This window comes from Bradyrhizobium sp. SZCCHNS2022, from assembly GCF_032377575.1.
GTDB lineage: Bacteria > Pseudomonadota > Alphaproteobacteria > Rhizobiales > Xanthobacteraceae > Bradyrhizobium > Bradyrhizobium aeschynomenes.
Genome location: NZ_JAUHHZ010000001.1, coordinates 7,091,230 through 7,113,562 on the forward strand (window position 1 = coordinate 7,091,230; position 22,333 = coordinate 7,113,562).

Genomic DNA, 22,333 nt, shown 5'->3' on the forward strand with positions numbered 1-22,333 from the left:
TGGCTCGCCGTTTCGATCGAGATCCTGCGCGCCGGAGTGCCCGGCGGGCTATCGATGGCCTCGATATCGTGAAGAGCGCTTCCAAGCCGGGCAAGGGCTTCGCTCGCTCGGCGAGCGAGCTCCTCCGATCGACCCCTTCCGGTGAACGCCCTGATGACGTCGAAGGGAAGCAGGACCTTGATCCGCGATGAGCCGAGATGCTCGACTTCGATGGCTCCGAGCGCAGACGCCACATCGTCTCCCAGGCCGGCGTCTCGTGCCAGGCGCCTGAAGGCGATCATGAGCTGTTGCCGCGTGAGGGTGCCGTAACGCCAAGCGTCCGCATCCTCCGGGCCAAATCTGCGGCGCATGAACGCGAACGCGTCACCGACGAGTGCGAACACGTCTTGATCCGGTATTCCCAGAGCCAGATCGAGACCGGTGAGCGGCATCACGCCGAGCATCTCATCCCGCTCCGGTCCGAGCTTGATCCAGATGTCGGCCGGTGTGCCGATCAGAGCCGAGTTCTTCCAGATGAAGACATCGGTCCACGGCTCATGGAGCGCGACGATCCGGTGCTGCTCCGGGGGCAGGCGAAGGATGCCGCCGGACTCGAACACATCGAAGCCGACGATCTCTCCCGAATGGTCGGCTTCGACCGAACAAATCGCCGTGTACCACGCGTTCGACTGCGGGCTGGCGACAAAGCAGGGCAGAGCAAATCCCCTCGAGGACAGCGGGGCATATCCGGCCAGGATCAGTTCGGAGGGGCCGGTGTCGATCACCGGATCAAACCCCGCGACTTGAAGAACCTGATCGCAACTCGATTGATCTCCTGCTGGAACTCGTTGGGCGTCTTGTTGGGCTGCCAGTCGTAATGGTCCCAGGGAACGTTGCGTTGTTGCAGGAGTGAAATGAAGTCGTCGTTGGCAGGCTGGCCATCCTCCTCGAGGTACTGCTTGGGAAGAATCGCGAGCAAGACGTTGTCCTTCAACGGGACGCCGTGATTGACGGCGATCTCTACGGCCGAGGCTCGCTTGTCCGGCTTGTTGCTGCCGGTCCTTGCCTGGCGCGCAATGTCGACATATCCGCGGGTCACCGTCTCGTGCATGGGGACGTCGTCGAGGATGTCCGGCCGCAGATTTCCCTCGAGGTAGTCTTCGAGTGAACCGAAGGCCCATTTGATGTGCCGCGCAGCAGCCTCGAGGGTCGGCTCCAGTTCGTAATCGTCAAGGGGGATGTAAGGGTCCGCTTGACTGTCGAAAACGCCCTTGATCGCGGCTCCGGTATCGAACGGATAGACGTGATAGGGCGTCTTGAGCGCCTCCGGCCGGACGATGAAGACGAATGGGAAGCGGTTGATCTGGTGCGACTTCTCATCGCCATCCTTGAGCCGGTAGGCAAGTCTCACGGCAAAGAAATAGAGCAGCTCTTTCTGGAAAGCCCTGCACTTGCGTATCTCCAGATCGCCGCTGCTGACGATCTCACGCGCATTCCCGACCGCCGTGATGTGGATGAGCGGCAAGTCCTGCCGCACCGCCATTGTGCTGGTGCGTTTTTGGAGCTGACGATCGGCGGAGCCGCTTTTACGTCGTTTGATGCCTCGCATCTGATATCCGAAACAGGAATGGCCGTTCAAGAGCTGATCGCAAAGTCCGATCATTCCGTTCAACTGCAGGTTTGGCAATATGGAATCATCTTTCCTGCGAAGGCTGCAGGAGCGCGCTCGGACGGACGCCAGCAATCATTCCGGCAAACCGTTGCTCCGGCCGGTCGATCTGTCATGATACCGTTTGGCAACTTGTTGATAGAGGATGAGAACCCGATACGTCGTCGCGGTCGCGGCCCTCTGGCGCTGTCAGTCCGGCGCGGGTGATCAGCCTGACTGCGAGGTTAACGCGGCAGGAACGTCGCCTCGCACATCGCACGCAGCGCGCGCTCGTCGAATGGTTTGGCGAGCCGGGGCAGGCTGCGAAACTCGGGCGGAAACAGGGTTGCATCGTCATAGCCGGAGGTGATGACGATCTTCAGTCCGAGCGCGATGAGCTGCGGCAGCACCGCGAAGATCTGCTCGCCGCGCAGGTTGACGTCGAGCAGTGCGCCATCGAGGCTGCCGCGCTCGGCCTCGCGCAACACGTCGGCGACGCGTGACACCGGGCCGATCACGTCGCAACCGAAATCCTTCAGCACGGTCTCGAGCTCGAGCGCGATCAGCCCCTCGTCCTCGGCGACCAGGATACGCAAGCCGTCGAGCTGAGAATTGTCCGTCGCCATGCCTCACATCCGGTCGCGCGTGGTCGCCGCGTCGAGGAGTTCCGTCCCCTTGCTCTATCTAACCATCCGGGACCGGGAGTCGAGCCGTTTTCGACGCCACTCGTTAACAACCTAGAGGATCGCATGCGGCAAAAAGCGCGAACGGTTGCCCGTGATCGGGGTTGCGTCCTCGCGGATCGAAAGACCGCATGGCTGGTGGTCGACGAGCCAGCTGCCGATGACGGGGAACACGCCGCCGAAATCCGGCAGCGGCGCCAGCGCCTGCCGGATGAATCCTTCGGCGCCGTAGGGGCCTTCCTGTGCAGACACGGCGACGCCGTCCGACACCAGGCTGACATTGGCGCCCTCGCGCGAGTAGATCGGCTTGCGCACGAAGCTCGGACCAAGACTGGCCGCTTTCGGATCGTCCTCGAAATAGGCCGGCAGCAGGTTCGGATGGCCTTCGTTCATCTGCCACAGCAGCGGCAGGATGCCCTTGTTGGAGAGGATCGCCTTCCACGGCGGCTCCACCCACTGCGTCGGTGCGCTGCCGAGCCTCGCCCCGAAAGCATCGTGGAACATCCACTCCCAGGGGTACAACTTGAAGGCGAGTGCGATATCCTCGTTGTCGAGGTCGACGAAGCCGCCGCCTTTGTCGCGCCAGCCGATGTCGGTGACGTCAAGGATGCTTGTCGACAAGCCGGCCTGCGCGGCCGTGTCGGCGAGATACGCCAGGGTGGCGGCATCCTCGACCTCGGCGGTCATTCCCGCCAGATGCAGCGGGCGTCCCTTGCCGAGCGAACGCCAGCGTTCGATCAGCCGTTCATGGATCGAGTTGTACTGGTCGGCCCTGCCGGGGAGGATGCGCCGTTCGATCGCCTGCTCCAGCCATGTCCATTGGAAGACGGCGGCTTCGAAGATCGAGGTCGGCGTGTCGGCATTATATTCGAGCAGCTTCGCCGGCACGCGGTCGCCGCCGCGGAAGCCTGGAAAACTGAGGTCGAGGCGGCCATAGAGACTGTCGTCCCGGCGCTTCCAGCTCTCGCTCAGCAGCGGCCAGAACGCTTGCGGGATCTTCAGCCTTTGCAGCAGGACCTCGTCAGCGACGACGCGCCCCACGAGCTCCAGGCACATCTGCTCGATCTCGCCGGTCGGCTCCTCGATGCCGAGCTCGATCTCGGCGATCGAGAACGCATAGTAGGCGCGCTCGTCCCAATAGCGCTCGCCGTCGAGCTCGTAGAAATCGAAGCCGCATTGCGCCGCCGTCTCGCGCCAGTCGTCACGCTCGGGGCAGGGGATGCGCTGCATCTTGCCTACCCGCAGGCGCAGCCGCGCGCGCCGTGCCCGTGAAGACGGTGCACGGCATCACGCACGCTGCCCTGGGCAGCGCGACAACGATGTTCGCCTTGCGGTCCGGACGAGGGACCGCGCGACCGATGGCTTGAAGCTGCGATGAAGACCGCAACGATCGCTGCAGCCTCCATCATCGCCGGCGCCTTCAGGCGCGGACGTCGCATCGGATCAATTCCGATCAGTGGGCAGGCCAGTTTTTTATGATTGTGAGTCTGTGTCAAAGATCCGAATCCAACAAACAGCACAAAGGCGGTGTTTTCGCGGCGATCGCGCGACGGAAATCAGCCGCCGCCGAAGCCGAAGCCATGGCCAAATCCGCCGAAGCCGCCGCGCGAGACGTGGGCCGAGGACGCGTCGACGACATGCGTCGAACTGCCGCCGCTGCTGCTGCGCGACGACGAGTCGCTGCTCGAATAGCCCCAGCGTCCGGAGCCGCTGCCGCCGCTGCTTCCCGAGCGCTGCGAGGTGCAGTTGCTCGGCTGCGGCTGGCCTGCCACCGCGGGCGTGGCCGCGTCCGGCTGCGGGCAGCTCTGCTGCCGCGGCATCAGCGCATAGGCGGTGCCGCCGACCGCGAGCGTGCCCATCAACAGCAGCGCGACCTGGCCGGAGCGCTTCACCGGCGGGGTCGTCGGCGGTGGGGGCAGCGGCCGGCGCTTGCCGAATTCGGGAGGCTGCTTGGCCATGGTCAGTAGATCATCGAGGCGGCGTTGAGCGCGCCGGCGGACAAGGATGCCAATCCGAGCCAGATCGCGGAGGCCATCTCGCCCGCGACGATGCGGTTGGCGAGGTCCGGCACCGGAATGCGGACGAGATAGTAGACGATCACCTGGACGATCAATGCCACCAGTGCCCAGATCAGGCAGTCCAGCACGTTGGCGGAATGCGCGATGGCGCTGACCAGCGGCAGCGTGAAGCCGAGCAGGCTCAGGCCGAGCGAGATCGCCGCGGAGGGATGGTTGTCGCGGATCAGCTGGAATTCATTGTAGGGCGTGACGCGCGTGTAGATGAAGAGGTACGCCGTCACCGCGACCAGCGCGGTGCAGAAATAGACCAGGAAGGCCGGCAGGCCGGCGAGCGATTGCAGGATCATGATCGGGTCCGACGCGTGGAACTCTCATCTGTCGCAGCGCCAGCATCACCGGTTCGACACTAAGAAAGTCTATCCGCGGCCCGGGTCCTGCCCGGCCTGCTCCAGCATCTGCAGCACGGAATCGCCGGTCTTGCGGGTGTGGTCGCCGAGCGCCGCCGCGAAGCCCTGGGCATCGCGGGCGCGCAGCAGCGCCATGAAGGCCTCGTGCTCCTCGAGCGACTCGTTCCAGCGCCGCGCGTCGTAATTGGCCACCGCACGGGCGCGAAACACGCTCGCATGCAGGGTGCTCCACATGTTCAGCAGCACGGCGTTGCCGGCGAGCCTGGTGATCTCGGCGTGGATCTGCTGATTGAGCCGGAAATAGGCGGCGCGCTCGGCGGCACGATGCAGCGCCGTCAGCTCGGCATGCATTGCGTCGAGCCTTGCGATGTCTTCCGCCGTTGCGCGTGCCGCGGCGGCGCGCCCGGCGGCGATGTCGAGCGCCACCATCACGTCGAAGATCTCGGCGATCTCACGGCTGTCGATCGGCGCCACCACCGGCGTGCGATGCGGGCGCAGCTCGATCAGCCCTTCGGCGGCGAGGATCTTGAACGCCTCGCGCAGCGGCGTGCGCGACACGCCGAAGGTCTCGCACAGCATGCGCTCGGGCAGGGCGGCGCCGGCCGCCAGCTCGCCGTCGATGATCATCTCGCGGACCTTGGCGACGAGCTGATCGTGCAGCGACAGCCGCGCCAGCGGCCGGGTCGGCTGGTCGGACGACAGCTTCAGCCGCGCCGGCTTGAAGCGCGTCTTGAGCTTGGGCCGTGGTGCGGGAGAGGTCATGCGCGTGGCCGCGGCTCCGCTGTGAGTTGCCCGAGATTCGGGCGGAGCGCCCGCGGATCGGGCAATCCGATTGAGTGACGCGAATATCTAATAATTGATTTTGCTATAAAAAAGCAAGATTGCATATCGCATCCAATTGGCATGTCGCTTGCTGATGGAGGCGGAGACCTCTTGATCGGACCTGCCCTGGAGATGGACGTGACACGCATTCTGCTCCCCCTTCTCGCCCTGCTCGCGCTCGCTTTGCCCGGAGCGAGCTTCGCTGACGATGCCGCCAAGATCAAACTCGGCTACGCCAAATGCGCGCATTGCACGCCGATGTCGCTGACGCCGCAATTCGCGGAAGGCGTGGCGATCGACGCCGTCGGCTTCAACACCGGCACCGATGCGCTGACCGCGCTGGTGTCGAAGAACATCGATGTCGCCCAGGTCACCTATCTGCACTACGCCATCGCGCTCGACAAAGGTTTCGACGTCGTCGCCATCTCCGGCCAGGTCAATGGCGGCTCGGCGATGCTGCTCGGCAATGATCTTGAGGTCGCGCCGGGCGACTGGAGTGCGCTGAAGGCGCTGATCGCCAAGTACAAGGCCGACGGCAAGCCGTTCCGCGTCGCCGCCTCGCGCGGCAATGCGCAGGACATCCACATGCGCGGCGCCTTCGCCAAGCAGGGCATCGACATCAACAAGGACGTGCAGTTCGTCAACATTCCGAATCCCTCGGACCATCTGCAGGCGCTGCGCCGCGGCGAGGTCGAGCTGATCTGCACCGTGGAGCCGTTCGCGACCCAGATCATGCAGGCCAAGGCGGCCAAATTCTTCGGCTTCCCCTATGACCAGGCCGCCGGCAAGCTGACCAATTTGATCCTGACCCGCTCCGACGTGATCGCCTCGAACCCCAAGGCGCTGGAGGGCGTGGTGCGCGCGGTGGTGAAGGTCGACGCCCACATCGCCGCCGACAAGCCGGCACTGATCGAGGTGATCTCCAAGATCACCGGGCTCGACAAGGCGATCGCCACCGGCGCGGTCGAGAACCTCGATCCCGATCCGAAGATGTATCGCGCTTCCGCGCTCGCCATCGCAACGATGATGCGCGATCTCAAATACATCAACTCGGACGTCACGGCCGCGGTCGAGAAGAACCTCGACTACCGCTTCCTGGAGGCGGCGACGGGCAAGCCGAAGACGGAGCTCGGCTACTGAGATGACGGCGCTCGCCCAGCTCAAGAAGCTCGACCGCACTATCGTCCCAGTCCTCGTGCTCGCCGGCTGGGAAGCGTTCTCGCGCTCCGGCGCGCTGCCGGCAGCCTTACTGCCGGCGCCGTCGACGGTGCTGTGGGCGTGGGCGGACTGGCTGGTCGGCTCCGACGGCAACACCCAGACCTATAGCGGCCATTGGCTCGCCGACATGCTGGCGAGCCTGTCGCGCGTCGCCGCCGGCTTCGCCATCGCCACCCTTCTCGGCGTGGCACTCGGCGTCGCCATCGGCTGGTCGCGCAAGATCGAGATCGTGATCGAGCCGACGCTTCAGATGCTCCGGCCGATCCCGCCGGTGTCGTGGATCCCGCTTGCCATCATCTGGTTCGGCATCGCCAACAAGCCGGCGATCTTCCTGGTGTTCCTCGGCGCGTTCTTCCCGATTCTGCTCAACACCATCCACGGCGTGAAGACCTGCGACCGCAACCTCATCCGCGCCGGCGCCATGGTCGGCGGCAGCGAGCGCAAGCTGCTGCGCTACATCGTCGTGCCCGCGGCGATGCCCAGCATCTTTGCGGGCCTGCGCATCGGCATCGGCTCGGCCTGGATGCTCACGGTCACCGCCGAGATGGTCGCGGTGAAGAGCGGGCTCGGCTACGTGCTGTGGGACAGCTACTATTTCCTGCGCTACGATCTGGTGCTGGCGGCGATGGCGAGCATCGGCCTGCTCGGCTTCTGCAGCGACCTCGCCATACGCATGGTGATGGCGCGCGTGCTGCATTGGCAGCGCAACACCACGCTGCGCGGCGGAGAGTGACATGGCCACGATCGACATCTCCGGCGTCTCCAAGATCTTCACCGACCGGAAGCGCAACGCCGATGTGACTGCGCTCAGCGAAATCAATCTGTCGATCGCGCGCAACGAGTTCGTCTGCCTGCTCGGCCCCTCCGGCTGCGGCAAGTCGACGCTTCTCAACATGATCGCCGGCTTCGAGCAGCCGAGCGCTGGTAGCGTCACGGTCGACGGACGGCCGGTCACCGCGCCCGGCGCCGACCGCGGCGTCGTGTTCCAGCACGCCAATCTGATGCCGTGGCTGCCCGTGTGGGAGAACGTCGCCTTCCATCTGCTGCTGGGCGGCGGCCAGAAGGCCGAGCGCCGCGCGCGGGCGCAGGTCTATATCGACATGGTCGGCCTGACCGGCTTCGAGAACCACTATCCCTCCGAACTGTCCGGCGGCATGAACCAGCGCGTCGGCATCGCCCGCGCGCTGCTGATGAATCCGCAAGTGATTCTGATGGACGAGCCGTTCGGCGCGCTCGACGAGCAGACCCGCATGGACATGCAGACCGAGCTGGTGCGCATCTGGCAGCAGCACCAGGGCACGATCGTGTTCGTCACGCATGGCATCGACGAGGCGCTGACCTTGGGCACGCATGTCGCCGTCATGAGCGCGCGCCCGGGGCGGATCGTCGAGCTCATCCCGATCGACCTGCCGCGGCCGCGCGACATCACGTCACCGCAGTTCAACACACTGAAGCGGCATATCCTGGCGCTGCTGCGCGGGGAGAGGGCGGAGCAGAAGGCGAGTGCATGAGCAGCTTCAGTTTGGTGCACAACTCGTCAAGCGAGCGCGGTCTGTGCCGCTCCCCGCGTGCGGCAGGGCTATCGCATATGGCGATCGATGTTTTGCGCCCATCTCCCTCCGCGTCGTCATGGCCGGGACAAGCCCGGGCATGACGATGTGGAGACGGTTTCGCGACACACTCACGTTGACCATATGCGATAGCGCTGCCGCGTGCGGGGAGAGGTCGGATCGCATCGCAAGATGCGATGAGGGGGGCTCTCCGCACGGTCGGTGGGTGTGGCTGCCCCTCACCCCAACGCTCTCCCCGTGAAGAACGGGGAGAGGGGGCGCACCGCCGTCGCCCAGCAAGTTACGAACTTCATGAGAGAGCCGCTCACCCATGACCAAACGCACCCTTCTCGGCATGCTCACGCCGTCGTCGAACACGGCGCTGGAGCCGATCACGTCGGCGATGGTGGCGGGGCTGCCGAACGTGTCGGCGCATTTCTCGCGCTTCAAGGTCACCGAGATTGCGCTCTCGACCGACGCGCTGGCGCAGTTCGACATTTCCAACATCCTGCGCGCCGCCGAATTGCTCGCGCATGCCAAGGTCGACGTCATCGGCTGGAACGGGACGTCCTCCGGCTGGCTCGGCTTCGAGGCCGACGTCAAGCTCTGCGAGCAGATCACCGCCGCCACCGGCATCCCCGCGACCACCTCGATGCTGGCGCTGAACGAGATCCTGGCCACCTCCAAAGCCACATCGCTCGGCCTCGTCACGCCCTATCGCGACGACGTGCAGGCGCGCATCATTGCCAATTACGCCAAGCTCGGCATCGCCTGCCGCGGCGACCGGCACCTCAATCTGCAGGACAATTTCTCCTTCGCCGAGGTGATGCCTTCGGAGATCGAGACCATGATCCGCGAGGTCGCGCGCGAGAAGCCGGATGCGATCGCGGTGGTCTGCACCAACATGCGCGCCGCGCCGCTGGTGGCGCGCCTGGAGCTCGAGACCGGCATTCCGATTCTCGACACCATCGCCACCGTGGTATGGAAATCGCTGAAGCTGGCCGGCGTCGATGTCAGCGGCGTCAGCGGGTGGGGATCGCTGTTTCACAAATTCGCCTGAGCTTGTTTGTCTAGCATTGGGAGAGCGCGTCACATGGCTGCCTTCGACACCGTCATCCGCAACGGCACCGTCGCCACCGCCAGCGACACCTACAAGGCCGATGTCGCGATCAAACAGGGCCGCATCGCCGCGATCGGCGAGGCCATCACCGATGCCGACGAGATCGTCGACGCCTCGGGGCTGCTGGTGCTGCCCGGCGGCATCGACAGCCACGTCCATATCAGCCAGCCATCCGGCCCCGGCATCGTCATGGCCGACGATTTCGAGAGCGCGACGCGCGCGGCGGCGTTCGGCGGCAATACTTTCGTGATGCCCTACTGCCTGCAGGAGAAGGGCCAGCCGCTGCGGGCGGCGCTGAAGGATTATCACGCGCTGGCCGAGAAGGCCTGTTACGTCGACCACTCCTTCCATCTCATCATCGCCGATCCCTCCGAGTCCGTGCTCGGCCAGGAGCTGCCGGCGCTGGTCGCCGACGGCTATTCGTCGCTGAAGATCTTCATGACCTATGAGGGTCTCGCGCTGAACGACTACGAGATCCTCGGCGTGCTGCAGGTCGCGCGCGAGACCGGCGCCCTGGTCCAGATCCACGCCGAGAACTACGACGCCATCCGCTTCCTCACCGACCGGCTGGAGCGTGAAGGCAAGATCGCGCCGTACTACCACGGCAAGTCGCGGCCGATTCCGGTCGAGCGCGAGGCCACCCATCGCGCGATCTCGCTGGCCGAGCTGATCGACGTGCCGATCGTCATCGTCCACGTCTCCAACCGCGAGGCGATGGAGGAGATCCGCCGCGCGCAGATGCGCGGCCTGAAGATTCATGGCGAGACCTGTCCGCAATATCTGGTGCTGACGGAGGAGGACATGCAGGGCCTCAACATGGAGGGCGCCAAATATGTCTGCTCGCCGCCGCCGCGCGACAAGGCGAGCCAGGAGGCCTGCTGGGAAGGATTGCAGCAGGGCGTGTTCTCGCTGTTCTCCAGCGATCACTGCCCGTTCCGCTACGACGACGAGGCCGGCAAGCTGACGCCGAAGGGCCGCACCAGCTTCCGCTGGGTGCCGAACGGCATCCCCGGCGTCGAGACCCGCCTACCGATCCTGTTCTCCGAGGGCGTCAGCAAGGGCCGCATCACCCTCAACCAGTTCGTCGCCTTCACCGCGACCAACCACGCCAAGACCTATGGCCTGACAGGCAAGGGCTCCATCGCCATCGGCTACGACGCCGACATCGCGCTATGGGACCCGGCCAAGACCGCCACGATCAGCCAGTCCGGCCTGCACCACGGCTCCGACTACACGCCCTATGAAGGCATCGAGATCACGGGCTGGCCGGTCGCGACGATGCTGCGTGGCAAGTTCGTGGTGCGCGATGGCAAACTGATGGGCGCGAAGGGCGATGGGCGCTACGTCGCCCGCGGCAAGCCGGGCGGGGTGGCGTAGGACGCGCTATTTCCATCTGTCATTGCGAGCGAAGCGATCCAGGGGCGCGGGCGGGACTCTGGATTGCTTCGTCGCTGCGCTCCTCGCAATGACGTGCGGATGAATCGCGCCTCAATAATAATCATGAACCCGGCGTCTCACCGCGATGACGGTGCGCTCCCTCTCCCCGTTCTTCACGGGGAGAGGGCTGGGGTGAGGGGCAGCGGCACGGGAACGATCAACGGCAAGCGTCCAGCGACGTCGGATGTGGTTGGCGCTGTGATTGATGTCGGCAGAAAGGGACGTTCTTCATCACGAGGAATTTGCCCGACCTGCTCATGCAGACAGCGCCCTTCACTGACACCACCCGAGCCGCTGCCCCTCACCCCGACCCTCTCCCCGTGAAGAACGGGGAGAGGGGGCGCACACGCCGTGCGGCAACGGCTTGAGGCGATCACGACATCGGGATCTTACCGGGCACCTCCGCCCTCCGCTGCACTGCACGCGCTACGAGCCGTTACCTCTGCCATCCGCTTTCCTGTACCGGATGTGTCGAACCCCTGTTACAACTGCGCGACATAATCCTTGTCGGACAAGGAGTGCCGCCATGCCCGCGCTTGCCTTTTCAAACAATGATATTGCCGTCGTCGCCTGGACCTTCGATCGCCGTCTCGACGGCTGTCTCGGCTTCGCCATTCACCGCATCGATCTCGCCGATCACACCGAGACCGTGCTGCCGGCGCTGGCGCGGTTTGCCGGGCAGACCGCGGACAAGCTCGCCACCGACCAGGCCCCGGTGCAGAAATTCTGGTGGAAGGATTTGTTTGCCAAGCGCGGCGGCTCCTACAAATATCGCATCGTGCCGATGGGCGGCACGCCGGGCCAGACCTTGACGCCGCTCCCAGGCGTCGCGCCGCTGGAGAGCAACCCCGTGACGCTGACGCCGGAGCGGCCGCCGTTCCATGTCTATTTCAACCGCGGCATCACCGCGACCCAGGCCCTGACGCATGCGCTGAACGATCACCCGAGCGTGGCGGCGCTGGCGCCGCACATCCTCGATCCCGATGATCCCATTCGCCTCCGCCTGATGGGCCAGCTGCAGGACGGCCTGACCTCGCTGCTGAAACGCGCCGATGACCGTGGCGGCACCATCCATGCCGCGCTCTACGAGCTCAACGACCCCAGCGGGCTCGAGAAGCAGCTACACCAGAACCCGAACAGCCGCACGGTCATTCTCGGCAACGAGCAGGGCAAGGACACCGACGACGCCGATGCCGAGAACCGCGCCGACCTCAAGGCCGCCGGCGTTGCCGTGATCGACCGCATCCTCGGCAAGGGCTCTATCCCGCACAACAAGTTCATGGTGCTCTCGGAGAACGGCAAGCCGGCCGCGGTGCTCTCGGGCTCGACCAACTGGACCTCGACCGGCCTGTGCACCCAGACCAACAATGCGCTGGTGGTCGAGAGCCCCGAGCTGGCGGCGCGCTATCTGTCGTATTGGAACGCGCTGAAGGCCGACGTCGACGCGGCCGACGGCGACAAGTCGGCGCTGCAGTCGAAGACCCTGCGCGACTTCGCCCGCGCCAACAATGCGAGCGCGATTCAAAAGCCGGTCAGGCTCGACCATGGCGTCACCATCGAGCCGATGTTCTCGCCGAACACCCCGGGCAAGCTCGGCAAGACCCCGAAGGCGCCCGGCGACATGAGCCGCGTGTTCGAGCTGATGGACGGGGCCAAGCACGCCGTGCTGTTCCTCGCCTTCGATCCCGGCAACAACTCCATTCTCAACAAGGCCGGCGAGCTGCTGGCCAGGAAGCCCGATCTGTTCGTGCGGGGCGCGCTGACCAGCCCGGTGCGTGCGACCGAATTCTCCAAGTCGCTGCACGCCGGCGGCCATTCGGAAAGCGGCGCCGATGACGGGGCTGACGACGCCGCGCCGGAGGTGAAGGTGGTCGGCGAGTCCGGCAAGCCGAAGAAGCCGGGCGAGAAGGGCAGCATCGATTTCCGCGGCGTGCCGGCCGGCGCGGTGCAGGACGCCTTCGGCAAGTGGGAGAAGGAGCTCGCCAAATACGGCTTCGCCATCATCCACAACAAGATCGTGGTGATCGATCCGTTCAGCGACGACTGCGTCGTCGTGACAGGCTCGCACAATCTCGGCTTCCGCGCCTCGCACAACAACGACGAGAACATGCTGATCATCCGCGGCCACCGCGGCCTCGCCGAAGCCTATGCCTGCCACGTCCTCGACCTCTACGACCACTACGCCTGGCGCTTCCTGCTGAAGGAGCATCCGGAGATCTTCGGCAAGCCGCTGCAATCAGACGACAGCTGGCAGGACCGCTACATCAAGGGCGCCGACGAGAAATCGCCGGAGCTGCGGTTCTGGCTGTCGGCGGCGGGCGGGGGGGCTGCCAGCGGCGGCGAGAGCAGCAGCGGCGGCGTCGCGCCGAAGAAGCCGGCCGGGAGGACCAAGCCAGCGACGTCGTCGCGCAAGCCGGCCAAGAAGGCTCCGAAGAAGGCGGCTGCCGCCGCGAAGACGTCCGCTGGCCGCAAGACAACGACCAAGAAGAAGAACGTCAAGAAGGCGACGAAGACGGCGCAGAAGAAGACCGCGGCTGCGAAGAAGGCAAAAGCGAGCAAGAAGGCGTCGAAGAAGGTCGCGAAAAATGCGAAGCGAGCCAGGAAGAGCGTCACGAAAAGAGGACGCTGAGCGCTTCGCTCCTGCTGAACCGTCGCGCGGGACGCGACCCTTGGATCATGATGCGAGCCCGCCGAGCCGCATCTTGATCTCGTCTCCCAGGCCGAAGCGGATCGCGGACCCGCGATCGGCCCGGTCCTCAGCCGGCACGAAGCGGGCTCAATACGCCGTCCAGCCGCCATCCGTTGCGTAGAACGCGCCGGTCAGGTTCGACGCCTCGGGCGACAGCAGGAACAGCATCACCGCGACCTGCTCCCACACCGTGGCCGGGCGATGCTTGGGATCGGCGTAGCTGAGGATGGAGTTGGTCTTTAGCCGTCCCATGCCGCTGTCGGCCGGTGATCGCTGCATCCTGGCCGCGACGGCCTGCGCCGCGCGCGCGATCATCGGCGTGTCCGTCGCCGCCATGTTGACGGAGTTGATGCGGATGCCATGGGGCGCATAATCGACGGCGGCATTGGCGGTCAATCCGTTGACGGCGTGCTTGCTGGCGACATAGGCGGGATTGCCCGCCAGCCCAGTCAGGCCGGCGATCGAGGCGACGTTGACGATCGCCCCGCCGCGCTTCTGCGCCACCATCTGCCGCAGCTCGGCGCGCATCGCGCGGAACACGCCGGTGGCGTTGGTGGCCAGCACATTGTCCCAATAGGCATCGGAGGCTTCGTGCAGCGGCGCGAACAGCAGATCCTTCTGCTTGTCGTAGTCGAAGGCCTCGCCGGAAAACACGCCGTCCATGACGCCGGCATTGTTGATGGCGAAATCCAGTCCGCCGAACGCCTCGACCGCGCGCTTGACCATCAGGTCGCAGGAGTCGCCCTTGGCGACGTCGCCGACGAGAAACTCGATGGCACCGCCCTCGCGCTTGATCGCGGCCGCGGTGTCGCGCGCCAGCTCCGGCAGCCAGTCGATGCCGACGATATTGGCGCCCTCGCGCGCGGCCCGCAGCGCCGCGGCGCGGCCCATGCCGCGGGCAAATCCGGTGATGGCGATCGTGCGCAACCTGAAGCGGTCCTTGATGAAGTAGTCCGGATCGACCGGGCTGATCGCCAGATTGGCCGGGCCCTGCGCCTCGGCGGCCTCGGTGGCTCCCGGCAGCAACTGCGCCAGCGGAATCGTCACGGCGCCCGAACCCAGGCTCTGCAACATGCTGCGGCGGTCCATCGACATCTCCCTCGTCAGAAGCTGACCCGGGCCAGCGACATCGCGCTGAACCAGGGGCGGGTGCTGCCGGCGACGGCCTGGCTGACGCCGGACAGCGGCACCGTCAGCGCGAGTCCCGACTGGAACATCACGTGGCGGCTCATGAAGTACTTCACCGTCAGGTTGACCTCGTAGCCGAGCAGATGACCGGCGAGCGTCGAAGTGGTGCCGCCGATATTGTTGAGCTGCTGCGCCTGGAACAGCCAGGCCTGCGGCACCAGCTCCCATTGCGGCGCCGGCCGCAGGATCGCCTGCAGGCGGTGCGCGATCAAATTGGTGTCCTGAAACAGCTTGTAGTGGTTCAGCCCCTGCACCCATTCCTCGCCGGTGCCGCCCGACAGCAGCGGGTCCCAGCGCTCATAGGTCCGCGTCGCCGGATTGTCGCCGCTGAAGCCGGACAGCCGGTAGCTCAGAGTGGGGCGCCAGAACGCCTCGTTGAAGGTGTAGCCCGCCTCGACATAGCCGCCCCAGGCACGCATCGGAAACGCGTTGCGGTCGTTCCACTGCAACGCCAGCTCCGTCTTCGCATACGGACCGGACGCGCCGATGGCGGGCGTCCAGTAGTAGCGGATGTCGGCGACCTGCAGGCCTTGGCGCGTGCCCTGCGCCGACGTCGTGTACCAGCCGTAGTCCGAGCGCGGCACGCTCAGATAGGTCAGTCCGAGCTGATGCGGCGTTCCGAGGCCCGTCTCCAAATTAGCGCCGGCAACGACGGTGTGAGTATCGATCGCCGGCAGCTCGTCGGGGGCGAGACGGAAAGCCTCGAACTTGGTCGTGTTGTAGCGCGCCTGCGCCAGAAAAAGACTGTCCGCCGCCCAGCGCGGATTGAGCTGCAGCGCGGCGCGGTCGAATCCGTTGCTCGCCGTGATCCTGATCAGCATGCCGTCGGCGATCTGGAACGGCTGCCGGCCGCCGGACAGGTTGACCACCAGCCGTGAGCCGTCCTCGCCGGTGAGCCCGGTGACGATGCCGGCATAGGCGTCCTCGACTGCGCCATGGCGGCGCGGGCCGGTGACGAACAGGTCGGTGCCGATCGAGCCGCTCGCCAGATAGGACAGGCTGCCATAGGCGTAGACATTGTTGCCGATCGGTCCGATGCCCTGCAGCCCGCCCTCCAGCGCGGCTTCGCCGAACGACGACCAGCCGGCCCCGGCCGGCCCGCTGACGAGCGGGTTGGCGCCGACGAAGGCCTGCGGCCGGCCGTACCAGGCGTCGTGATTGGCGTAGCCGAGCGTCGCGGCCGTGAGCTTGAGCTTCAGCAGGCTGTCGTCGCCTTGAAGAAGGTAGGGGAAATCGACGCGGCCCGGATCCGCCTGCGGCCGGTCGCCGACGACGACGTTGAGCTCGACCGACACGCCGCCGGTGTTGCCGTCGACATAGTTGACCGACGCCGAGGCCACGCCGGGGATGCGCTTCACCTTGCCGAGCCCGAAATCGACCATCAGGTCATGGAGCTGCGACCCCGGATAGACATTGAGCGCCCGCCGGATGCGATCCTCGAACGCCACCCGCTGCGGCCCACTGGGCACCGCGCCCGACAGCACCAGACGCACGGACTCGATCGGTCGATTCTCGAACGTCGGCCCCAGCGCCTGCGCATGCGCGGCAAAGATGACGAGCAACGAGAGGAGCCAGGCTGCGAGGTTAAGGCACAGCCGTCCGTACAGGGAGATCGTCGTGCCACTTGGCATGGCAGGCCCCACCTGCTCAGCAAATGATCTAATGATCGACGACGCCAAGGTAGCGGAATTGATCTTAATCAACCACAGCGAAGTTTCGGGCGAGCCGCCAAACCGGCCAGTCCGCCGCCATGCAGCGCGGCCGGTCTGCAGCATTGGTCTTCCGTTGCACAACGATCGAATTGGTCGTTGCGTGCACCGTCACCGAAACTCCCGGTGCAGGGCGAAGTCGCACGCTCGTGGCCGTCCCCATATTTTGGTGAACGCGCGTGCGATCCTCTCCCTGTCAGACTCGCGCTGTTGCCTCACATCACTCGTGCCGCCACACCTTCACCGAGGACACCAGCAGGATCACGGCAAGGATCGGCAGCAGGACCTGATCCGGTACGAGGCCGAGCAGGCGGCCGCCGATGAAGGTGCCGAGGATCGAACCGAGCGCCATCACCAGCACGAAACGCCGGTTGTCGGCGACCACGGAGAAGGCGCTGGACTGGCTGTAGCGGGTGAAGCCGACGATCATCGTCGGCAGGCTGACCGCGAGCGACAGGCTGCCAGCCAGCTTGATGTCGGCGCCGAACAGCAGCACCAGCGTCGGGATCAGCAGCTCGCCGCCGGCCACACCCATCAGCGCGGCGACGATGCCGATGCCGAACCCGGCGACGACGCCTGCGACGATCTGCGCCGGGCCAGTCAGCAGCGCCGCGTGACTTGACGGGCCGTGCCCGAGCAACAGTGCGCCCGCGATCAGCACGAGCAGCACCGCCAGCACGCGATAGAGATGGCGCGAGCTGAGCCGTGTTGCCCAGCCGGCGCCGAGCCAGGCGCCGGCGAGGCTGCCGGCCAGCAGGTTTATCACGATGGGCCAATGCGCGGCGATGGTGCCGAACGGCACCGTCGCGGCGCGAAACGGCAGTGCGGTTGCGACCACGATCAGGCTCATGGCCTTATTCAGGATCACGGCCTGCAGCGCCTGGAAGCGGAACGGGCCGATCAGCAGCGGCAACCTGAATTCGGCGCCGCCGAGCCCGATCAGTCCGCCGAGCGCGCCGATCACGGCGCCGCCGGCAAAGGCGGGCAGCGGGTTGGTTGTCCTGGCCGGGGTTTCGATGCCGGCGTCGGATGCGTCGTGGGCGGTCGGGTGGGTCATCGGCGAGCCTCATCGTCCGGACGGCGTGGCCATCCGCTTTGCGAACATCTGCCAAACGAGACGATGACAAGGCGCCGCCCTTGCCGCCAAGTGGCGATGCTCAGCAAGCAGCCGAAGCGCGGCGCGTCAAGACAGGAGGCGGGCCGAGCGTAGCTCTGCCGCCCGCGAAAGATTTTTATTTCGTTTTTCCGGAAGATGTGCTTTACTGTCTGCGTCCCGCCCCAACGAGGGGACGCTTCGCGGTCGTCACGGACGTCGGGTGCGGGATGCGATGGGCGCTCGGAATCGCAGCATGGCTTGGCCGTGCCGACGAACGATGCCGGCGCACGGTGAAGTCGCGTGGTCCTGGCCTCCCGGTGCTGAGGGTCAAGTCTGCTGGCGTTGCGGAGCACGCTGCCGGCGGGTGATGGGGGCAAGACAGCCGGTCCCCAGGGAGATCGCGTATAAATCGTAAAGCCATCGCGCAGGGAGGGCCGGGTGTTTCGGCCAGACCTGTGGTGACTGCCGCCTGCATTCTTTTTCTGCAGGCGGGCCACGGGCGCGGCCAGCGCCCGGCCTTCCCTGCGCCCTCGGTTCGGAAGAGGGCGGTGAGATGAATGAATAGCTCGGGCGGAATGCGCCGCGAGATCGCGAGGGTGTGTCGTCGTGAGAAGAAGATCTGTCGTCGTGACGGGAGGGGTAATCGTCCTGCGGCATTCTAAGATCGAGACGAGAGGAGTTGCGCGCAGGTTGCGTCCAGCTCAGTTGATGTGGGCCCAGATGGTGGCGATGCGCTCGGTGCAACCTCGCCCCGCTTGCGGGGAGAGGTCGGATTGCATCGAAGATGCAATCCGGGTGAGGGGGTACAGGGCTTTCCACGCCCACAACCCGTGCGGCTGCCCCTCACCCCAACCCTCTCCCCGTAAGAACGGGGCGAGGGAGCGCACCGATTGCGCGGAGGGAGCTGGTGTCCGGTGCCGATCGGCCCCAAACAGTCAGGCACTCGCCCGACAAACACCACCCCACAAACAAAAACCCCGCCATTTGCGGCGGGGCCCAGTCTGGGAGGAGCGAGCGGTGAGGCTCGCCGGTAAACCCAGTGAAGGATCAGGCGGGGATGCGCTCGTCCATGTCGTGCGGCTCGCGCAGCACGTAGCCGCGGCCCCAGACGGTCTCGATGAAATTGCGGCCTTCGGAGGCGTTGGCCAGCTTCTTGCGCAGCTTGCAGATGAAGACGTCGATGATCTTGAGCTCGGGCTCGTCCATGCCGCCGTAGAGATGGTTGAGGAACATCTCCTTGGTGAGGGTGGTGCCCTTGCGGAGCGAGAGCAGCTCCAGCATCTGGTATTCCTTGCCGGTCAGGTGCACGCGCTGGCCGCCGACTTCGACCGTCTTGGTGTCGAGGTTGACGACGAGGTCGCCGGTCTGGATGACCGACTGGGCGTGGCCCTTGGAACGGCGGACGATCGCGTGGATGCGGGCGATGAGCTCGTCCTTGTGGAACGGCTTGGTCATGTAGTCGTCGGCGCCGAAGCCGAGACCCTTGACCTTGTCCTCGATGCCGGCGAGGCCGGACAAAATGAGGATCGGCGTCTTGATCTTCGAGACGCGCAGCTGCTTGAGCACGTCGTAACCGGACATGTCGGGCAGATTGAGGTCGAGAAGGATAATGTCGTAGTCGTACAACTTGCCGAGGTCGACGCCTTCCTCGCCGAGGTCAGTCGTGTAGACGTTGAAGCTTTCGGACTTCAACATCAGCTCGATCGACTGCGCGACGGCGCTGTCATCCTCAATCAGCAAAACGCGCATGCCAGTTCCCCATAGTCGCCGCTCCGGGCGTCAGGTCGGCCGCCACCGCGGCACTCAAAACGCCTTTGAACAACTGATTCGGATCCTGACGAGAGATGGTTAACAAATCCTGATTCCGCTGCGCAAGCTCTATCCGTGCAATTTTTGTCGAATCGCCGTAAGGTGTTGCGAAGAAGCAGTTTTTCTCAGCCGTCCTCGTTCAAGCTCCATGTGAAGAGATGGAACTAACCGACTCTCGTTACTCACCGCTTTTGGGGGGCGGCAACGCGCACGACGTCAGTCACTCCAGACCATGACGCAATGATTAATGATGCGAGTAAACACAGAGTTAAACCGGCGAGGCGAATCTGTCCCTACTTAAGGTTTTCGCAATGAAGGATCCCTTTTGTCATCAGGGTGGTCTCGTCATGAAGGCGGTTTGGTCATGAAGGCGGTTTGGTCATGAAGGCTGGTTGGTCATGAAGGCTCTTGCCGAGCAGATCAGCGACATCGACGCCGTGAACACCTATGGGCGTGTCGTCGGCGTAAAGGGACTCATGGTGGAGATCGCCGGGCCGATTCACGCGATGTCGGTCGGCGCGCGCCTCGTGATCGAGACCGGCAACAATTACATCCCTGCCGAAGTGATCGGGTTCTCCGGCAAGAACGCCGTGGTGATGCCCTTCGCAGGGCTGGAGGGCGTGCGCCGCGGCTGCCGCGCCGTGATCGCGAACTCGGCGAACCAGGTGCGGCCCTCGCCCGCCTGGCTCGGCCGCGTCATCAATGCGATGGGCGAGCCGATCGACGGCAAGGGGCCGCTGCCGCAGGGCGCCTCGCCGGTTCCCTATCGGAACAATCCGCCGCCGGCGCATTCGCGCAAGCGCGTCGGCGCGCCGCTCGATCTCGGCGTGCGCTCGCTGAACACGTTTCTCACCTGCTGCCGCGGCCAGCGGCTCGGCATCTTCGCCGGTTCCGGCGTCGGCAAATCGGTGCTGCTGTCGATGCTGGCACGCAACGTCGATGCGGACATCTCCGTGATCGGGCTGATCGGCGAACGCGGCCGCGAGGTGCAGGAGTTCCTGCAGGACGATCTCGGCGAGGAGGGCCTGGCGCGCTCCGTCGTCGTCGTCGCGACTTCCGACGAGCCGGCCCTGATGCGCCGGCAGGCGGCCTATCTGACGCTGGCGACCTCGGAATATTTTCGCGACGAGGGCAAGGACGTCCTGTGCCTGATGGATTCGGTGACGCGCTTTGCGATGGCGCAGCGTGAGATCGGCTTGTCGGCCGGCGAGCCGCCGACTGCGAAAGGCTATACGCCGACGGTGTTCACCGAGCTGCCGAAGCTGCTCGAGCGGGCCGGGCCCGGCAGCGGCGAGGGCACCATCACCGGGATCTTTACGGTGCTGGTCGACGGCGACGATCACAACGAGCCGGTGGCGGACGCGGTGCGCGGCATTCTCGACGGCCACGTCGTGATGCAGCGTTCGATCGCCGAACGCGGCCGCTATCCCGCGATCAACATCCTCAAATCGGTGTCGCGGACGATGCCGAAATCGGCCGACCCCGTATTCCTGCCGACCATCATGCGGGCGCGCCAGGTGATGGCGACCTACGCCGACATGGAGGAGCTGATCCGGCTCGGCGCCTATCGCGCGGGCTCCAGTCCGGAGGTCGACGAGGCGATCCGGCTGCACGAGCCGCTGGAGGCCTTCCTGCGCCAGCGCAAGGATGAGGTGTGTGGGCTGGCCCAGGGGTATCGGGAGCTGGAACAGATCTTGGGACGCTTGGAAACGGAAAGCTAACTTTGTCGGGACATCATCCCCTCCATGTAACGAGCCTAGTCGGCAGGCCCAGTAAGGGCGGCCGGCCCTGTCCCGCGCCGTCTACGGGACTTCTGGGGAGTATGAGTCGATGAAGTCGCGCGAAACGCTGATCCGCCTGAAAAAGTTTCAGGTGGATGAGAAACGCCGCCGGGTGACGCAGATCGAAGGCATGATCGCTGATTTCCAGCGCATGTCGGCCGAGCTCGAGCGGGAAATCCAGACCGAGCAGGAGCGGGCCGGCATCAACGACCCGACCCATTTTGCCTACCCGACCTACGCCAAGGCGGCGATCCAGCGCCGCGAGAACCTGACGCGCTCGGCCGACGAGCTGCGCGCCCAGCTCGAGGACGCCAAGGCCGCTTTGTCCGAGGCGTTCGAGGAGATGAAGAAGGTCGAGCTGCTCGACGAGCGTGACCAGGCCCGCGAAAAGGCCGAGGAGAGCGCCCGCGAGCAGGCGGACATGGACAGTATCGGCCTGATGCGCGCCCGGCTCGGCGTCATCGCCTGAGCCTGACGCCGTCACGGCTGTCGTCAATCGAAAAACCCGGGCCGCGAGGTCCGGGTTTTTCGTCGCTCCCGCCGCGCTGGAGCGCAGCGCGCGACCTGTGCTACGGGAGGACGCAAGGGTCGAACGAGGGAGTGGGCCGATTTTCGGGGACGCTGAATGCTGACGCCGGCAGAGCTGGTCTGGCTGCTTGCCGCGGTCGCCAAGGGGGACGAGGCCGCCTTCGAGCGCCTCTACGCGGCGACGCGCGCGAAACTCTACGGCGTCGTGCTGCGTATCTTGCACCGACAGGACCTCGCGGAGGAGGTCGTGCAGGAGACCTATGTGAAGGTCTGGAACAACGCGGCCCAGTTCGATCCCGCGGTGTCCTCGCCCATCACCTGGATGGCCGCCATCGCCCGCAATCGCGCCATCGACTTGGTGCGCAAGCGCGGCGAGCTGTCTCTGGAGGATGAGCCTTCCGCGCTCGAGGTCGCGGCCGAGACGCCCGATCCGCTGGCGCGGCGCGAGATGTCGGAGGAGCTCAAGCGTCTTTTGGAATGCGTCGGCCGGCTCGAGCCCGACCGCCAGAAGCTCGTGCTTCTTGCCTACTATAACGGCTGGAGCCGCGAGCAATTGGCGACCAAGTTCGAGGCGCCGGTGAATACGGTGAAGACCTGGCTGCGGCGAAGCATGATGGACATCCGCCAATGCCTCGGAATCGGATGAGGGGC

19 protein-coding genes are annotated in these 22,333 nt (G+C 65.4%); 9 read left to right on the forward strand and 10 right to left on the reverse strand.

Translation table 11 applies throughout. From position 1 onward, the window contains the following. Positions 1-760: 760 nt before the first annotated feature. From QXZ94_RS31675 to QXZ94_RS31700, 6 genes are all read right to left on the reverse strand, one after another. Positions 761-1,588, reverse strand: a complete 828-nt coding sequence (locus tag QXZ94_RS31675; protein ID WP_315725053.1) for a hypothetical protein — start codon at positions 1,586-1,588, stop codon at positions 761-763. Positions 1,589-1,872: 284 nt separating this feature from the next. Continuing rightward, on the reverse strand, positions 1,873-2,253 hold the full coding sequence (locus QXZ94_RS31680) for a hypothetical protein (protein ID WP_172114542.1): 381 nt from the start codon (positions 2,251-2,253) through the stop codon (positions 1,873-1,875). A gap of 111 nt (positions 2,254-2,364) precedes the next feature. Then, a complete protein-coding gene (locus tag QXZ94_RS31685) occupies positions 2,365-3,540 on the reverse strand; it encodes a glutathionylspermidine synthase family protein (RefSeq protein ID WP_315725055.1) in 1,176 nt (391 codons plus the stop codon). Positions 3,541-3,866: 326 nt separating this feature from the next. Next, complete coding sequence (locus tag QXZ94_RS31690) at positions 3,867-4,268, reverse strand: hypothetical protein (RefSeq protein ID WP_315725057.1); 402 nt, start codon at positions 4,266-4,268, stop codon at positions 3,867-3,869. Between the two features lie 2 nt (positions 4,269-4,270). Then, entirely contained in the window at positions 4,271-4,675 is a 405-nt protein-coding gene (locus tag QXZ94_RS31695; protein ID WP_172114550.1) for a DUF350 domain-containing protein, read from the reverse strand. A gap of 69 nt (positions 4,676-4,744) precedes the next feature. After that, entirely contained in the window at positions 4,745-5,497 is a 753-nt protein-coding gene (locus QXZ94_RS31700; protein ID WP_315725060.1) for a GntR family transcriptional regulator, read from the reverse strand. Positions 5,498-5,689: 192 nt separating this feature from the next. Here QXZ94_RS31700 and QXZ94_RS31705 point away from each other — a divergent pair, with 192 nt between their 5' ends. The 6 genes from QXZ94_RS31705 (at position 5,690) to QXZ94_RS31730 (ending at position 13,511) form a co-directional block, all read left to right on the forward strand. Continuing rightward, positions 5,690-6,697, forward strand: a complete 1,008-nt coding sequence (locus tag QXZ94_RS31705; RefSeq protein ID WP_315726656.1) for an ABC transporter substrate-binding protein — start codon at positions 5,690-5,692, stop codon at positions 6,695-6,697. 1 nt (position 6,698) lies between these two features. Next, positions 6,699-7,508 (forward strand): ABC transporter permease, encoded by an 810-nt coding sequence (locus QXZ94_RS31710; RefSeq protein WP_315725062.1) that lies wholly within the window; start codon positions 6,699-6,701, stop codon positions 7,506-7,508. A gap of 1 nt (position 7,509) precedes the next feature. Continuing rightward, positions 7,510-8,286: an ABC transporter ATP-binding protein gene (locus QXZ94_RS31715; RefSeq protein WP_315725064.1), complete on the forward strand. Its 777-nt coding sequence runs from the start codon at positions 7,510-7,512 to the stop codon at positions 8,284-8,286. 370 nt (positions 8,287-8,656) lie between these two features. Then, complete coding sequence (locus QXZ94_RS31720; RefSeq protein ID WP_315725066.1) at positions 8,657-9,385, forward strand: aspartate/glutamate racemase family protein; 729 nt, start codon at positions 8,657-8,659, stop codon at positions 9,383-9,385. Between the two features lie 33 nt (positions 9,386-9,418). Beyond that, positions 9,419-10,822 (forward strand): dihydropyrimidinase, encoded by a 1,404-nt coding sequence (gene hydA, locus QXZ94_RS31725; RefSeq protein WP_315725068.1) that lies wholly within the window; start codon positions 9,419-9,421, stop codon positions 10,820-10,822. Between the two features lie 586 nt (positions 10,823-11,408). Further along, on the forward strand, positions 11,409-13,511 hold the full coding sequence (locus tag QXZ94_RS31730; RefSeq protein WP_315725070.1) for a phospholipase D-like domain-containing protein: 2,103 nt from the start codon (positions 11,409-11,411) through the stop codon (positions 13,509-13,511). Between the two features lie 147 nt (positions 13,512-13,658). On the opposite strand, the gene QXZ94_RS31735 is transcribed toward QXZ94_RS31730, so the two are convergent. The 4 genes from QXZ94_RS31735 to ctrA all read right to left on the reverse strand — a co-directional run bounded on the left by QXZ94_RS31735 (position 13,659) and on the right by ctrA (position 19,313). After that, a complete protein-coding gene (locus QXZ94_RS31735; protein ID WP_315725072.1) occupies positions 13,659-14,660 on the reverse strand; it encodes an SDR family oxidoreductase in 1,002 nt (333 codons plus the stop codon). Positions 14,661-14,674: 14 nt separating this feature from the next. Next, positions 14,675-16,390, reverse strand: coding sequence for an alginate export family protein (locus QXZ94_RS31740; protein ID WP_315725074.1), 1,716 nt, complete (start codon positions 16,388-16,390; stop codon positions 14,675-14,677). Positions 16,391-16,688: 298 nt separating this feature from the next. Then, the gene (locus QXZ94_RS31745; protein ID WP_315725075.1) at positions 16,689-17,525 is read right to left on the reverse strand and encodes a sulfite exporter TauE/SafE family protein; all 837 of its coding nucleotides are present in this window, start codon (positions 17,523-17,525) and stop codon (positions 16,689-16,691) included. A gap of 1,086 nt (positions 17,526-18,611) precedes the next feature. After that, positions 18,612-19,313 carry a response regulator transcription factor CtrA gene (ctrA, locus tag QXZ94_RS31750; protein ID WP_012046382.1) on the reverse strand — a complete coding sequence of 234 codons (702 nt, stop codon included), beginning with the start codon at positions 19,311-19,313 and terminating at the stop codon, positions 18,612-18,614. 458 nt (positions 19,314-19,771) lie between these two features. On the opposite strand from ctrA, the gene fliI reads away from it, so the two are divergent. The 3 genes from fliI to QXZ94_RS31765 all read left to right on the forward strand — a co-directional run bounded on the left by fliI (position 19,772) and on the right by QXZ94_RS31765 (position 22,328). Beyond that, positions 19,772-21,094 (forward strand): flagellar protein export ATPase FliI, encoded by a 1,323-nt coding sequence (fliI, locus tag QXZ94_RS31755; protein ID WP_172114567.1) that lies wholly within the window; start codon positions 19,772-19,774, stop codon positions 21,092-21,094. A 109-nt stretch (positions 21,095-21,203) separates the two neighbouring features. Then, positions 21,204-21,623, forward strand: coding sequence for a flagellar export protein FliJ (gene fliJ / locus QXZ94_RS31760; RefSeq protein ID WP_008960735.1), 420 nt, complete (start codon positions 21,204-21,206; stop codon positions 21,621-21,623). 156 nt (positions 21,624-21,779) lie between these two features. Beyond that, positions 21,780-22,328 carry a sigma-70 family RNA polymerase sigma factor gene (locus QXZ94_RS31765; protein ID WP_172114569.1) on the forward strand — a complete coding sequence of 183 codons (549 nt, stop codon included), beginning with the start codon at positions 21,780-21,782 and terminating at the stop codon, positions 22,326-22,328. Positions 22,329-22,333: the final 5 nt, after the last annotated feature.